Origin of the sequence: Paenibacillus illinoisensis NBRC 15959 (genome assembly GCF_004000925.1) — a bacterium.
Lineage (GTDB): Bacteria > Bacillota > Bacilli > Paenibacillales > Paenibacillaceae > Paenibacillus > Paenibacillus illinoisensis.
This window is the reverse complement of sequence record NZ_BIME01000006.1, coordinates 293,658-308,681: the sequence shown is the minus strand read 5'-3', so window position 1 is coordinate 308,681 and position 15,024 is coordinate 293,658. Positions and strand designations below refer to the sequence as shown.

At 48.6% G+C, this 15,024-nt stretch carries 12 protein-coding genes; 4 read left to right on the top strand and 8 right to left on the bottom strand.

Going from position 1 to position 15,024, the window contains the following annotated elements; all coding sequences use genetic code 11:
• Positions 1-171: 171 nt before the first annotated feature.
• Positions 172-1,182, bottom strand: a complete 1,011-nt coding sequence (locus PIL01S_RS16955) for a helix-turn-helix domain-containing protein (protein WP_127538516.1) — start codon at positions 1,180-1,182, stop codon at positions 172-174.
• A gap of 200 nt (positions 1,183-1,382) precedes the next feature.
• Between PIL01S_RS16955 and PIL01S_RS16950 the strand changes: the two genes are divergently transcribed.
• The gene (locus PIL01S_RS16950) at positions 1,383-1,970 is read left to right on the top strand and encodes a histidine phosphatase family protein (RefSeq protein ID WP_246058369.1); all 588 of its coding nucleotides are present in this window, start codon (positions 1,383-1,385) and stop codon (positions 1,968-1,970) included.
• A 177-nt stretch (positions 1,971-2,147) separates the two neighbouring features.
• Here PIL01S_RS16950 and PIL01S_RS16945 read toward each other — a convergent pair whose 3' ends face one another.
• Positions 2,148-4,490, bottom strand: a complete 2,343-nt coding sequence (locus tag PIL01S_RS16945) for a rhamnogalacturonan lyase (RefSeq protein WP_127538605.1) — start codon at positions 4,488-4,490, stop codon at positions 2,148-2,150.
• Positions 4,491-5,047: 557 nt separating this feature from the next.
• Here PIL01S_RS16945 and PIL01S_RS16940 point away from each other — a divergent pair.
• Positions 5,048-5,524: an RNA polymerase sigma factor gene (locus PIL01S_RS16940; RefSeq protein ID WP_164764259.1), complete on the top strand. Its 477-nt coding sequence runs from the start codon at positions 5,048-5,050 to the stop codon at positions 5,522-5,524.
• A gap of 204 nt (positions 5,525-5,728) precedes the next feature.
• Complete coding sequence (locus tag PIL01S_RS16935; protein WP_371859968.1) at positions 5,729-8,533, top strand: chitinase N-terminal domain-containing protein; 2,805 nt, start codon at positions 5,729-5,731, stop codon at positions 8,531-8,533.
• A 244-nt stretch (positions 8,534-8,777) separates the two neighbouring features.
• Here the strand turns inward: PIL01S_RS16935 and phnE (PIL01S_RS16930) are convergent, their stop codons facing one another.
• The 4 genes from phnE (PIL01S_RS16930) to PIL01S_RS16915 form a co-directional block, all read right to left on the bottom strand.
• A complete protein-coding gene (gene phnE, locus PIL01S_RS16930) occupies positions 8,778-9,584 on the bottom strand; it encodes a phosphonate ABC transporter, permease protein PhnE (RefSeq protein WP_127538513.1) in 807 nt (268 codons plus the stop codon).
• Complete coding sequence (phnE, locus tag PIL01S_RS16925; protein WP_127538512.1) at positions 9,581-10,435, bottom strand: phosphonate ABC transporter, permease protein PhnE; 855 nt, start codon at positions 10,433-10,435, stop codon at positions 9,581-9,583. The genes phnE (PIL01S_RS16930) and phnE (PIL01S_RS16925) overlap by 4 nt, the downstream gene beginning before the upstream one ends.
• Positions 10,432-11,229, bottom strand: a complete 798-nt coding sequence (gene phnC / locus PIL01S_RS16920) for a phosphonate ABC transporter ATP-binding protein (protein WP_127538511.1) — start codon at positions 11,227-11,229, stop codon at positions 10,432-10,434. Before phnC ends, phnE (PIL01S_RS16925) begins: the two co-directional genes overlap by 4 nt.
• Positions 11,230-11,405: 176 nt before the next feature.
• Positions 11,406-12,392 carry a phosphate/phosphite/phosphonate ABC transporter substrate-binding protein gene (locus PIL01S_RS16915; protein ID WP_127538510.1) on the bottom strand — a complete coding sequence of 329 codons (987 nt, stop codon included), beginning with the start codon at positions 12,390-12,392 and terminating at the stop codon, positions 11,406-11,408.
• 252 nt (positions 12,393-12,644) lie between these two features.
• Between PIL01S_RS16915 and PIL01S_RS16910 the strand changes: the two genes are divergently transcribed.
• The gene (locus tag PIL01S_RS16910) at positions 12,645-14,249 is read left to right on the top strand and encodes a bifunctional metallophosphatase/5'-nucleotidase (RefSeq protein WP_127538509.1); all 1,605 of its coding nucleotides are present in this window, start codon (positions 12,645-12,647) and stop codon (positions 14,247-14,249) included.
• Between the two features lie 57 nt (positions 14,250-14,306).
• Here the strand turns inward: PIL01S_RS16910 and PIL01S_RS16905 are convergent, their stop codons facing one another.
• Positions 14,307-14,615, bottom strand: coding sequence for a hypothetical protein (locus PIL01S_RS16905; protein WP_127538508.1), 309 nt, complete (start codon positions 14,613-14,615; stop codon positions 14,307-14,309).
• A 53-nt stretch (positions 14,616-14,668) separates the two neighbouring features.
• On the bottom strand, positions 14,669-14,983 hold the full coding sequence (locus PIL01S_RS16900) for a hypothetical protein (RefSeq protein ID WP_127538507.1): 315 nt from the start codon (positions 14,981-14,983) through the stop codon (positions 14,669-14,671).
• Between the last annotated feature and the right edge of the window lie 41 nt (positions 14,984-15,024).

Below are 15,024 nucleotides of genomic sequence, written 5' to 3'. Positions count from 1 at the left end.
TCCGAAATGTTTCGTTTCGGTTAATGACCTCACTTCATGAGATCATTGTATCAACGGCAATTGAGGAAGCGTTATCAAAATCATGACCAGTTCCTGATGAGGTTGTCAAAAATCCTAACTTTTATTATCAGATGAAGCACTTCTCTCTTGGCTAAAAATAACACACTCCACTCATTCCTCTGGTGGGTACAGGCTGACATGCCTCTCCATCATGGATCGATATTCAACCGGAGTCCGGCTTGTATATTTTTTGAACAACATGTGGAAGTACTGACGACTGCCCACACCCACATACTCCGAAATTTCCGAGATCGGAATATTGGTCTGCTGCAGCAGCATCTTGGCCTTCTCCATTCGAAGCATGGTAAGATAGTCCGTTGGGGTCCGCCGGGTGTGCTGACGAAAGATGCGATGCAGATAGCCGGGATGCAGATTGACCGCTGCCGCGATATCCTTCATCTGAATGCTGCGATCCATATTATGATGCATGAACTCAATGGTTCGTTTAACATATAGCTCCGACTGATCCGGTGCACTCCGGCTCATCTCCCCACGCAGCCGCGCAACCCGGACCAGCAGCTGGATAAACAGTGTACGCACCAGCGTACCCTGTTCCGGTGACTTGAGATTCCTGGCTTCACGATGGTGTGATCGTTCATCAGAAGGAATGATTCGTATCGGGATAGCAGACCCGCTGTGATTCATGAGGCCGCGTTGATCCAGCTCCAGGACGAGGCTTTTCATAATGTGATATACCTCTTCCGGATCAGGCAGTACCATGTAAGGGGAAGCGTGCGTTAAGAAGGTACCGACTTCCTCCTCTTCCTGAGCGAGCTGCCGAATAGAGGGTTGTCCAGGCGCCGAGCCGGCAAAGCCAAACTCCACATTTAACATCCGGCAAGGAACACCATCCTCGACCAGCAAACGGTGCGGAACACCTGCATCCAGCAGAATGAACTGCCCCTTTTTCAACACAGCCTGCTCTGAATTCCCATCTGGCATCTGCACATCGACCCTGCACATCCCCGAAATGATATACATGATTTCAGTCGAATCATGATGGTGGTAGGCCATGCTGTAATTGTCCCATTGCTTATAATAGTACGCGTAGAATCGCGGCCCGTAATCCTCCGTTCGCAGCTCCTCCTGAAACAGGCTTCCCGTAAAACGTTTCGTGCTCATGTTCATACCTCCATTGATGCAGCGATCCTCACTTTTCTCCATTGTAGCAATTCTGCAAGGTGGTTTTAAACTCCATTGCCTCAAATAGATTGCTTATTTTTATTAGATGATTATATAATTAGCTAAATATCTAATTGGTTCCGTACCTATTTTCCATCTTATAAGGAGGTCGAGCATGATGAGTACCATCTTCCATCTCGGTGAGACACGGTTTAAAAGAAAGGCGCATCGGTGATGTCTCCCTTACTCCTGAAGGGACCCTACAAGCGGAGTCAACAGCAAGGCATTTGGCCAAGGCTGCTTTCCCCATCACCAAAATCGTTACCAGTCCCCTTCGAAGAGCAAAAGAAACTGCCGAAAGGATTGCCTTGTATACTCGTTGTCCTGTAGCCGAAGATTCCCGCTTGCGAGAGCGTGCCAATTGGGGGGATTGCCCTGATCAGACCTTGGAGCAATTTATCGCGATGTGGGACCAATGCACGTCTGATCCGGATTACATCCCGCCTGTGGGCGATTCGGCCAAAAAAGCGGGTCAGCGTCTGGCCTCCCTACTAGCCGAATTGCACAATGAAGAGCCCGCAAACCGTAACATCATCGTGGTTACCCATGGCGGACTTATTACCGATTTCCTGGTTCAGACGTTCACCGAGCGAGAGCTGGACGTCTGGCATCTTGATTTTAAATCCGTACAAAACCGTCTTATTCCCGAATGTTCCATAACCAAGCTTATCTATGATAAAGGAAACCGCAGAATTGAAGCATTCGCGTCCATAGAACATTTGATATGAAGATAAGGGTATAGCTCTGATATAGTGCCCCTTGATTGGATGAGTTTTTGATCCAGTTCTCCTTCTTCTTACGTTCCAACGTGAAAAGCTCTGGGACCCCTCATGTGCCGAGACACACCGGGATATTCCAGAGCTAGGTTTTATATTAGAAACCTTTCTTCAATAACCTGAACTTAATCATTTTCCACCCTTGCCTGATTGGGGAGTGGAGAACTTGGGCAGCGTTACCTTCGACCAGTCGATATCCGATGCCATGTAGAAGGACGGATAGGAAGGCTGGTTGTAACCGCTGTTCTGTCCGGCAATACCCACGCGGTACATGGCGTCATGCATTAGCGTGTACAGCTTCCGGTCAGTTTTCTCCGTACTCAGATAGATGCGGATCGCCGAGCTGTCCTCAGTTCTCACCAGCATCTCTTCCCGCCAATCCCCGAAAATATCGGCCACCAGAGATGGCGTACCTTTGGTGTGATTGTTGGTTAATGTGCCTGTGGCGGTCAGCAGCGTGCCGCGATTCCAATCCTTGATGGTTGGAGTAACATCAATCGCGCCGTCTACAATCTGAGTCGTCATATCTGCTGCCCAGCGAATATTCATATTGGTGCCAGGAGCCTTATCACTTATTTTCTCACCGCTGGCTGTCCACAATCCTACGGCCCATGTCTCCAAGCCCCGGCGAGTTGGATCTACATCCCCTACCATCCCGCGCCCGGTATCTTTCCCTGTATAGCCGCCATAGATGACTTCTCCCGTTTTGGCATCCCGCAAGGAATAGCCATATGGAGCCCACGGACCGCCTTCATGTACCATGAAAATTTCAAGTCCCGGACGGTCCGGATCAATATCTGCCACATGCAGTGCATCCCCATGACCCAGGCGGGCAATCGTTCCCGGTGCGGCACTTTCAGCAGGCATCAGATCGGTTGAGCTGTACAGCACACTGCCGTCATGATCGATCGTGGCCGAACCATAAATAATCTCCTGCTTACCATCTCCATCGACATCAGCCACACTGAAATAATGAGCGCCTTGAGTCGTAATCGAGCCGTACTCCGGATCTGTGCCGTCTACACCATGTGGTCCGTCGTTGAACGGATTTTTCATCGGTGTCCAGCCACTGTCCACTTTCCATTCGCGTTTGAGTTTTTTGCCGTCCCAGTTATAAGCAACCATCGTCGAGCGTGTATAGTAGCCGCGTGCAAAGACAGCAGATGGCTTCTTGCCATCCAGATACGCCACGCCTGCCAGGAAACGATCCACCCGGTTACCCGGCTCGATCCGTGCCATTGCATAATCGCCCCACATCAGACCATCATCATGGCGCTCCGGCTCGTAAGGAATGGTCTCGAGCTCTTTGCCAGATTCCCCTTCAAACACGGTCACATACTCAGGTCCATCTACGATAAAGCCTTCGAATTTGCGCAGCTCGTTCTTGTCACTGCGGCTTGGCGCATAGACATCGATGAAGTAATCAGCCAGACTCTCGGCATCCTGCTGGGACAATGGATAGGCATACTTCTTCTCTATGCCAAAAGCCTCCTCCAGCGTAGCAGGCCAGTTCCCCTTCACAACTTCCTCGTGTTTGTGCCAGTTTTTGAACATGTCGACCACATGATCATAGTAACCGTCAGCACTTAAACGATAGTCATCTTCGTTGGAGTACCCTGCTTTGCGGTCTTCTTTTGGCAGCGTTATATATTTCTCGGACGTCACTTTTCCTTTTTTGTTATATTTGATAATCTTGGTTCCCGGAGCGGTCTTGAACATCAATTCTGCCTTGCCATCTCCATCAAAATCATAAACCAGCATCTGTGTATAGTGAGCACCCGCACGGACGTTGACCCCGAGATCAATCCGGTACAACAACTGACCGTCCAAGGTGTAACAATCGACGTACGTTTTACCAGTGTAGCCTTTTTGAGATACATCCTTGGCGTTGGAAGGGTCCCATTTGACGAAAAACTCATATTGGCCATCTCCGTCCACATCACCTACGCTCATGTCATTCGCGGAGTACGTATAGGCTTCGCCAGCAGGTGTAACCCCATCAGCGGGTTTTTGCAGTGGAATATCCATATAGCCACTCGCCCACGGCTTGACGGAGCTGCTGCGCTTGCTTTCCTTTCCCTTGCTGTTAACAGCGGCTACTTCATAGCTAGAAGACGATTTTCCCGCGGGATCGATATAGTTCGTACTGTCCGTAACGGTAGCAATCTTCTTGCCATCGCGGTACACGTTGAAGTTCGTGCCTGTCAGCCCTTTGTCGCTGTACCCCGTTGCCTCATCCCCAAGTAACCTCCAGCTTAGAAAAACACCTTCGGACGTGGATGCTGCCACCAGCCCCCGATCCAAATATTCGAGCTGAATCTCTTTCAACGAACCGCCCCCCTTGTGTGATTGAAGGCTAGCCTCTGCTGCACTGCTGCCATTCGAAGCTGCTGCTCCGCTTGTCCCCGCGGTTCCCGCAATAAGCAAAGCAACGCTGAGCGCCGAGGATAACACCTTGGCTGCAAGCGGCATACGCGTCTTCCGGCGATTGGTCTGTACACGGGGAAACTCTTCCTTATGTACCTTTACTATTGTTTTGGAATTCATCAACCTTCACTCTCCTTGAGACAGAATAGGTGATGCTTATCTTATTTTTGAACAGGCCGCCACATATTAATGATTACGCTTACAAATTCAGAGTCGATCAACCACTGAATCGACTTCCAGATGCTGTCCTCCTTCCATTCCTCATTCAATTCTAAGCAGGCATTCCCGCCCGACGGGTACTATTATAGACATCCTTTCCGCTGTGACATAGGCAAATATCCGTTCAAAACGATCAATATTCAGTGTTTTATTGAGACTCATTTCAAAAAAGTTCCCTATGTTCCATGAGCAACCGTTCCGGCTACGAATCGTTCTTCCGCCGATCGCTGTTATTCCCAGAATCGACTTCGTCACTAGGCTCCGATTGTTACAACTTAGATACAAGTTTGGCGAATTTGGAAACATCATCTCGCTATACTGACATTCGAATAGCACCAACCGGAACGGATATGCAGACGGTAACCAAAGGAGACCCCCATCACATGAACAGCGCAACAATTAAAAACGCATATGTTAACTACAAATCGGATATCACACGGTATTTATCCCATATCGTCAAGCAGCCTCAAGATGCGGAAGATCTGACGCAGGAAAGCTTCATTCGGCTCATGAACGTTCACGCAGACATCCCTGAAGATCGACTGCTCTACTATCTCAAAAAGATTGCTTATAACCTCGCTCTGGACACCTTCCGCAAACGAACGCGGACCATGAAGCGGGATAGCAGGCTTGACGTGCCAACGTACCACTATGACATATCCGAACTGGAGATCACCGAGAGTGTCAACGATCTCTTCTCCGTCATCAGTAATCCCGAACATCGCAAAATCCTGGAGCTGCGCGTCATTCATGGATACAGCATCAGGGAAACCGCTCAGCTCGTCAATCGCAGTGAAGGCATGATCAAGTCTTCGGTATTCCATGCCGTGAATCGCATACGTGCCAAAGTCATCTCCTAAAAGATGGCTTTTTTCATATTATGCTAAGCAAAAATATACAGAGGATGTAAGCTTTTATCGTATATTCACTTTTTGACGTATGACTAATGGCTCAATTTTACAAAACTCGAGGTATTTTTTACAAATTGTTATGACTATGTGAGATTTTGGTGTGATAAAATATGGACGAACTTATGAATCAACTAATATTTGGGAGGGATTTGGTTGGGTAAATTGACAAGCATGCGCGGAGTATGGTTAAAATCACTCCTTGCATTGTCCATGGCTTTACCGCTTCAGGTCGGATTATGGCATGGAAATGCTGCTGTTCACGCAGAGGGTCCAACGGATCCGGCACCGTTCATCCAGGCGAAAGTGGTGAACGAAAACGCCGGCAAAAAGGTATTGTTCGATAACTCGCATGGTCAGACAGCCGGAGCTGCAGACTGGGTTATTGATGGCGGATTCTCGGACTTCGGTAATGCACTCGCAAATGACGGGTACTACGTGAAGGAACTTCGAAAAACAACTCCATTTACCTATGATGATCTCAAGGAATATAACGTTTTTGTTATTGCAGAACCCCAAATTCCTTTCAAAACTTCAGAACAGGCTGCACTGAAGCAATACGTTGAATCAGGCGGCAGTATCTTCTTCGTCGGAGATCACTATAACGCCGACCGCAACAAAAACCGCTGGGATGGCTCTGAAGTCATTAACGGCTACCGTCGTGGAGCGTACGAAGACCCAGCTAAAGGCATGAGCACAGAAGAACGTAACTCCGCAGCCATGCAAAATGTAGCCAGTACAGACTGGTTGTCCGATAATTTTGGCGTACGTTTCCGCTATAACGCACTTGGCGATATCGACGCAAACATCATTGTCCCGGCAGATCAAGCCTTCGGGATCACGGAAGGAGTATCGGCTGTGGCCATGCATGCCGGTTCAACTCTTGCTATTACCGATCCGGAAAAAGCAAAAGGGATCGTCTACCTGCCAAAAACCAATGCAAAATGGAATAATGCAGTCGATCAAGGCGTCTACAACGGCGGCGGAATCGAAGAAGGTCCTTACGTAGCCGTATCCAAGCTGGGTGCGGGTAAAGCTGCCTTCATCGGAGACTCCTCCCCAGTAGAAGATGCATCTCCTAAATATTTGCGTGAAGAGACAGGTGCACGTAAAACAACCTATGATGGTTTCAAAGAAGCTGACGATGCTGCGTTGCTCGTCAACACAGTGAACTGGCTCGCTACGCAGGAAAACTATACCGATTTTACCCAGGTAAACGGTTTGGAACTGGATAATCCAACTGCATTGCTCGCATTCGAGGAACCAGCAGCTTCCACCGAGCCACAGGCTGAACCTTGGGCTGCACCAGCTGCAGGTTACAAATGGTATGACAGCTCCACCTTCAAACCAGGTTCCTATGGCGGACCTGCTTCCAGCGCTAATGCCTCGTACAGCTTCGTGAAACAGGATACACTGCCTAACGCAGAGGACTTCCAGATTCGCGTTGTCGTGGAAAACATGCCTGCCAATACTACTGTATCCGGGTACAGTGCAGGAATTTATCTGACTGGTGGAACTCAAGTAGCGATGATTCAGAATGAGAGCGGCACTTGGCCGACTTCATACGGCTACAGCTCCACATTCAGCGTAACTTCCGACAGCAAAGGCCGGGCGATCAAGGATCTGAACGTTCGCATCAAGCCAGGAACATCCGGTGCCGCGAACTTGCGTCTTCGCCTGAACGGCAGCAACCTGATCACGAATGCTGTCACGATCAGCAATGTTCCAGCCGAGCAGCTTCCTGAAGAGGAAGGACCGATTCCTGCAGCCATTACCATTGCTGAAGCACGTTCCAAAACAGCCGGAACAACGGTAACTGTTGAGGGCGTTGTAACTACCGAACCAGGCGCTTTTGGCGGACAATCCTTCTACTTGCAGGATGAAACCGGGGGACTGTATGTCTTCCAAAGCACAAGCGGTTTCCATGCCGGAGACAAGGTTAAGGTTACTGCAGCTACTGCGCTGTATAACTCCGAGTTCGAACTGACTGACATTGTTGCCATCGAGAAAACAGGAACAGCGGATATCCCGGCTCCTGTTGAAGCAACGACAGTAACGGATAATAATCAAGGACAATTAATCCAACTGAAAGACGTAACGGTTGAAAACGTGGTCAGTGCAACACCTGTTGGATCGTTTGAATTTGACGCAGTTGCAGCGGATGGGACAAGCACTCATGTACGTGTTGATACACGCACAGGGGTAACCGAATCGAGCTTCCCTTATGCAGCAGGTGACAAAATCAATGTTACCGGTGTCGCTGCCATCTTCAGGGATGTATATCAATTGAAACCAAGAAACCTGAATGATTTTGCTGCTGCTGAGGAAGAAGGCGGCGGTGAAGAGCCTTCGATTCCTTCGGCGGGTGCACCGGGTAAACCCGTGCTTTCCTCCAATAATGGCCATACCAATGGTCTTCTTGAAGGATCCTATACCGTTACCATGAACCTCTGGTGGGGTGAAAACGCAACAAGCTACAAATTGTACGAAGACGGCGTGTTGATCGACTCGCAAACGCTGACCAGTGCTTCTCCTCAAGCACAATCGGCCAAAACAACGATTACAGGCAAAGCCAACGGCACCTATACGTATGTGGCCGAGTTGACGAACTCCAGCGGTTCCACTCGCAGTGAAGTACTGACGGTTCAAGTTGCCAATGCCGCTCCAGGCAAAGCAGTCCTCTCCCAGGACAACTGGGATGGAGATGGCAGCTACAAAGTAACGATGAACCTCTGGTGGGGTACAAACGCAACCGAGTATCGCCTCTATGAGAATGATGTATTGATTGATACTCAAGCCTTGAAAGCTGCAACACCATCTGCTCAAAGCGCGGCAACAGACCTGTCCGGTCGTGCCAACGGAACGTACACGTACCGTGCTGAGCTGGTGAATGCAGCCGGTGTGACAAGCACCGAAACGATTACGGTTCAAGTTACCAAAGCACTGCCTTTGGCTAGCTAAGAGATATAAAAAAACCGAAACCAACCGTTGCCTCAATGCCGGGCAACATGGTTTCGGTTTTTTATTTTATTTATAAATGTTGTGCTGAATTTTAATGAGCTAATCTGTAATCAATTGAGATGGTAAAAACCTTTATAGATCATCTGAGAATCAAGGATTCAGTTAAAATACATAAAATAAGGCTATCAGCGCCTTAATATTTCAGCACGTGATAGCCTATCGTTAATCCAAGAATGCCTATAACTTACACCAGCTTCTTCCGGATATACCCCGAAATCAAATCAATGATCGTGATCATTACGATGATCCCCAGCAGGATAATCCCTACTCGCGGCCAGTTCCGCGTGCTGAGTGCGAAGATCAGTGGTGTACCAATTCCCCCTGCCCCAATAACACCCAGAATGGTTGCAGAACGTACGTTAATCTCGAAGCGATACAACGTGTAGTTGAGGAATCCAGGCAGCACCTGCGGCAGCACGGCAAACCACAGCTGCTGCATACGAGTCGCTCCGGAAGCGAGCAGCGCTTCTGAAGGACCATAATCGATATTTTCCACTTCATCCGCGAACAGTTTACCCAGCATCCCGATGGAATGCAGTCCAAGTGCAAGTACACCCGCAAAGGAACCCGGCCCTACAGCCTTGATAAAAAGCAAAGCCATAATAATCTCAGGAAAGGTACGGATGAAGCTCAGCACCATTTTCCCTGCACCCGATATGCCGCGGAAGCGGCTCATGTTTCTGGCAGACCAGAAAGCAAACGGAATACACAGTACAGCTGAAATAACGGTTCCCAAGATCGAGATCGCCAGCGTGTCCAGCAATCCTCGCAGCAAATCTTCCCCTTCCGGCAAATAGACAAAGTCCCAGTCAGGCGAGAAAATCCCGGCAATAATCGCCTTCATAATCTGTCCAGCTGTTTCCTTGAAGCCAGTAAACGGTACACCTGCCAGTGCCCAGGCATACACCAGGATGAGCAGCAACACAATGACCCAGCGAAGCGGATTCTTCCGAGGTTTGCGCCGGATGACGCTCGTTTCATTTTTCATCATAACAATTTCTCCCGCAGCTTAGTACTTACATAATCAATGATCAGAACAATAACAAGAGTAAAGAGAATGATCACGCTCGTTTTGTCATATTCCAGGAATCCAAGTGTTGCTTCATAGTACAGTCCAATACCGCCTGCACCTACCAATCCGAGAATGGCTGCCGCACGCACATTGATCTCAAAGGCATACAGAACATAGGACGTAAATTGGGCAGCCAGTTGTGGTACCACACCATAGACGATCAGCTGAATCCTGTTCATCCCTACAGCCGTCATCGCTTCCAGCGGTCCCTGATCAATCGTTTCCAGCGTTTCATAGGTCAGCTTGGCAATCAGTCCGACGGAGAATACGGCAAGTGCCAGTATACCGGGGATCGGGCCGAGACCGAACACAGCAACAAACAGTGCAGCGAGTAGCAGATCGGGCACGGTACGAATCAGGTTCAGTACAAACCGGGCCGGATAGTAGATCCAGCGGCTTGGCATCAGGTTGCCTGCACAAATTATGGAAACCGGAATGGCAATAATCGCGCCGATGGTGGTGCCAATCAGAGCCATACGAATGGTCTCCAGCATGCCCTGAACAATGTTGTCAAAGTAAGTCCACCGAGGTGGAAACATTTCCTTTATCAATTTCCACATTTCGGGGAATCCTCCAAACAGTTCGCTGAAGCTCGCATCAGTCTGTTTGGCACTGGCCCACAGCAGCAGCAAGATGATAACTAGCGTAAGCAGATGTTTGGTGCGGCCGGGTGGTTTGGGACGATTGACGACCTGTCCAGGCCCAGAACCGGGCTCCTTCCCCGCTCCCGTTAGTGGTGTATGAAGTGAAGCGCCAGACTGCCCCTTCATACCAGTACTTCTCCCTGCTCGGTTACAGCCTGTTTGTCCAACAATTCGTCTGCGAGAATCGGTCTGCCATAGATCTCCGCAAAGCGCTCATCTGTCGCCTCTTCCACAGGACCGTCAAAGACCACTTCACCTGCACGCAAACCGACAATACGTGTCGCATACTCCCTTGCCAGATCAATAAAGTGAAGGTTAACGATGGTCGTAATGCCGAGATCCTGATTAATGCGTTTCAAGTCATCCATCACTTGTTTGGTGGTGAGCGGGTCTAGTGAGGCAACTGGTTCATCTGCCAAAATGATTTTCGCTTCCTGTGCGAGCACGCGGGCGATGGCCACCCGCTGCTGCTGTCCGCCAGACAGCTGATCTGCACGGGAATAAGCCTTCTCTGCAATGTTCACGCGTTCGAGCGCTTCGAATGCAAGTTCCGTATCTTCTTTTGGAAAACGGCCCAGGATGGTACGCATCGTGGAATGATAACCTACGCGTCCCGCCAGAACGTTACGAAGGACACTCGAGCGTTTAACCAGGTTAAAGCTCTGGAAGATCATCCCGATATCCCGGCGAATCATGCGCAATCTCTTGCCCTGTGCCTTCGTGATAGAACTGCCGTTAATCAAAATCTCTCCTTCACTGATATCATGGAGACGATTGATGGAACGAAGCAGCGTGGATTTACCCGCACCGGACAAGCCTACAACCGCAATGAATTCACCCTGCTTAAAGGTAAGATTGATATTATTCAGGCCTTTGGTGCCATTGGCGTACGTTTTGGTTACGTTGCGAAGCTCAATCATGACATTAATCCTTCTTTCATTAATAGAGTTCTATTTCGTTGCAGGCAGTAACGGGACAAGCCAGCGCAGCGTATATCACGCTGAACTGGCCTGTCCGCACTGCGAATACATCTGTAACATCCATTAGAAACGAATGACACTATCTACATATCTCAAATGTCTACTTGTAACCAAGATTACTCGGTTTTTACTTTTTCGCCGTATTGACGAACGATTTCAAACTTGCTGTCATCGGACTCTACATAACCTTCATGCGTATAGATTTCCTTGATGATTTCATGACCTTCCGGATCTGTACCGATGTCAATGAACGCCTGTTTGATCTTTGTTGTCCAGTCCGCATTCATGTCTGTACGTACAGCGATCGTATCGTTAGGAATCGGCTCTGTGAACGCCAGTACACGTGTATCTTCGAATACCGTTGGGTAGTCTTTGGAAACCGTGTTACGTGCATCTTGGAAAATAGCTGCTGCATCAACGTCACCGTTCAGTACAGCAATAACACCTTGGTCATGACCTTTTACCGTTACAGGAGTTACATCTTTCAATGGGTCAATGCCTCTATCGAGCAGCAAACCTGCAGGCCATACATAACCTGCGGAAGAAGTTACGTTTTGGTAAGCGATCTTTTTGCCTTTCAGTTCTTCAATGGATTGAATCGGCGAATCTTTTTTCACGATAAACATGGATTTATAGGAATCAGCCAGTTCTTCCGTTGGAGCACCTGTCTCATCATTTACGCCAAAACGTTGTGCCTGCAGAATAACCTGTGCTGCACCTTTTTCTTTTGCCAGTACATAAGCCGTTGGTGGCAGGAAGCCCACGTCTACTTTATTGGAAGCCATCGCTTCGATGATTGTGTTGTAGTCAGTGGATACGCTGACTTTTACCGGAATGCCCAGTTTGTCGCCCAGCAATTTCTCAAGCGGTTTTGCTTTGGCTTCAAGCGTGTCTGCATTCTGGGATGGAACGAACTGTACAGTCAACTCGGTTGGTACATACCCTTCGGCTTCTTTGTCTGTTTCTGCCGTTTCGGTAGATGCACCGGAAGCATTGGAACTCGAATTCGTCTCGTTAGCCGAACCCGTTGTACTGCTAGACCCACAAGCACTTAGAAACAGAACCAAAATCAACAATGGTAAAAATAAAGCAGACTTCTTCAAGCGAACACCCTCCAAAGAGTTTCTAATTTTCAATACTTGTCTACTATAATTGGCAAATATTTGCGCGATGTGAAACGAAATTTGGAGTTTTGTAAAGTTTCTTGTCAGGCTGTCAGACGAAGTTTCATCTGTTAGAATAGGCTCATTATGGTTGAAGATATAGGTACAGAGGCTGATCTTCACTCGTTAATCATTGGCAAAACAGCCTGTGATTCCATATATTCATATTTATATATTAGAGGAGATTGTAAAATGACATCCGTAACCCGCACGTCTAATTTCGACATCCTGTTCACTAGTGATCTTCACGGGGCCATCCGTCCCATTCATTACAATACCAATGCGTACCGTCCCGCAGGTCTTGCCCTACTCGCTTCGCTGATCCGCAAGGAGCGCGAACGATCACCCGAACTCATGCTGGTGGATAACGGGGATTTGCTGCAGGGCTCTCCCTTGGCATCCTATGCAGCTTCCTTCGATGCGGATAGCCATGTTCATCCCTTTATCACGGTTCTGAACGAACTGGGCTATGATGCTGCCGTGATGGGCAATCATGAATTTAACTATGGTCAGGAGTTGCTGCGCGGAGCCGTTGAAGCCTCCCAATTCCCATGGCTGTCCGCCAATATTGTAAGCAGCGAACAGCCGGATGTACCGGCGTATGGCCCTCCTTACCTCATCAAGACCTTAGCTTCTGGTGTTAAAGTAGCTCTGCTTGGTGCAACCACTCACTATATCCCCAATTGGGAGCATCCAAAGAATATCGAAGGTTTACAGTTCCTTGACGCATTGGAGACCATTCGAAAATGGGTTGGTTACATTCGCGAGCACGAGCGGCCAAACGTGATGGTGGTCAGTTATCATGGCGGATTTGAGTGTGATCTGGAGAGCGGTGAGCCTGCCGAACGGTTAACCGGAGAAAACCAAGGCTATGCCATCTGCCGTGACATTGAAGGCATTGATGTACTCCTCACGGGGCATCAGCATCGCCAGCTTACCGCCGATATTCATGGCGTGACCGTCATTCAGCCGGGTTTCGGCGGCAGCGGTGCAGGACATGTATCGGTTCAGTTAGCACAGCATTCAGACGGAACGTGGAAGATTACGGGGAAAGAAGCTCGTTTGCTACTTCTGGATGAGAACAGCCATGTACAGCCGGATGCTGTTGTCATGGATCTTACGGAAGACTTGGAAGCTGCAGCTCAGGCATGGCTCGATCAGCCGATTGGCGACGTAGCCGGGGACTTGTCCATCAACGATGTCACTGCTCTGCGGCTCTCGTCCCATCCCTTTATTGCCTTCGTACATCAGGTACAGATGGAAGCAACCGGGGCCGAAATTTCCAATACGGCACTGCTCAGTGAAGAAGCCCGCGGCTTCGGACGCCGCATTACGGTGAGGGATGTGTTATCCAATTTTATATACCCCAACACATTGACTGTATTGGAGCTAAGCGGTCAGGACATTCGGGATGCGCTGGAGCAAACAGCACGCTATTTTGAATTGAACGCTTCCGGTGAAGTAGTGGTCAATCCAGCCTATATGACCCCGAAACCACAGCATTACAACTACGATATGTGGGCAGGCATCGAATATGAGCTGGATATATCAAAGCCTGTGGGGAATCGTGTAGTCCGGCTGGAACGTGAAGGTAAACCACTTGAAATGGAGGATACGTATTCTGTGGTGATGAACAGTTACCGTGCGGCAGGTGGCGGAGATTACGCCATGTATCCTGGCAAAAAGGTACTGCATGAAGGCGCCACCGATATGGCAGCACTTGTGGAGGATTATATTCGCAGGCATCAACCTTTGGAGGTGGAGCAGGTGAATAATTGGCGTGTAATCGGCGGATAGTCAAAAAAGGCAGAACCTTCGCGTATGAAGGTTCTGCCTTTGCAATTTGCTTTTAACCTATATCAGGGTGGAAGCAAGCGCAGCCAGCAGCAGGACCGCCACCCAAACCAGTATCAAATTCGCCATCATTAATGCAGCTTTGAACTTATAGTTATTATAGAACGCCCAGCAAGTGAATGATGCAAGGACGGGAACCGGATAAGTTGCCATCACCCCTGCGGCAATATACTCCAGTATGTAATCATCTGTATTGCTGCTGGCAAACATATAGAAACTGATAATTAACATATAAGGATAGGCTACCAGAGTAATCAAATTGATTGCGTTGATGGATAAAAGCCAGTATGCTACGGTACGATTTTTCACAATTAGTGACCTCCCGGAAACACAATCTCATGTCATTGGATTCTAGCTATAACCTAAAACGAAACAATACTGGAGGCAATGCCAACTAATATGATTGCCGCAACCCAGAACAACAATAAATTACCGATAACCAGGGCCCATTTAAATTTACGTACATGATAAAAAATCCAACAGCTGAGTGACAAGAGAACAGCAACAGGATATGAGGCCATAATATAGACCGTTATATAGTTGGATATATAGTCATGTGAAGTCGGCGCATCAAACATAAACACACAAAGCATCAGCACCACCGGGTATCCAAGCAAAGTGATTAGATAGACCGCATTGAAAAAGAAGAGCGAGTAAGCAACTTTTGCATTCTTCATCCAACAAGTACCTCCTGAAAAATATCTCGTTCCAGTATATC

Coding starts and splice junctions, on each gene's coding strand:
- phnC (WP_127538511.1), bottom strand. CDS start 11,229: ATGATTGAGCTTCGCAACGTAACCAAAACGTACGCCAATGGCACCAAA.
- PIL01S_RS16945 (WP_127538605.1), bottom strand. CDS start 4,490: ATGCCGCTTGCAGCCAAGGTGTTATCCTCGGCGCTCAGCGTTGCTTTG.
- phnE (WP_127538512.1), bottom strand. CDS start 10,435: ATGAAGGGGCAGTCTGGCGCTTCACTTCATACACCACTAACGGGAGCG.
- phnE (WP_127538513.1), bottom strand. CDS start 9,584: ATGATGAAAAATGAAACGAGCGTCATCCGGCGCAAACCTCGGAAGAAT.
- PIL01S_RS16940 (WP_164764259.1), top strand. CDS start 5,048: ATGAACAGCGCAACAATTAAAAACGCATATGTTAACTACAAATCGGAT.
- PIL01S_RS16900 (WP_127538507.1), bottom strand. CDS start 14,983: ATGAAGAATGCAAAAGTTGCTTACTCGCTCTTCTTTTTCAATGCGGTC.
- PIL01S_RS16955 (WP_127538516.1), bottom strand. CDS start 1,182: ATGAGCACGAAACGTTTTACGGGAAGCCTGTTTCAGGAGGAGCTGCGA.
- PIL01S_RS16910 (WP_127538509.1), top strand. CDS start 12,645: ATGACATCCGTAACCCGCACGTCTAATTTCGACATCCTGTTCACTAGT.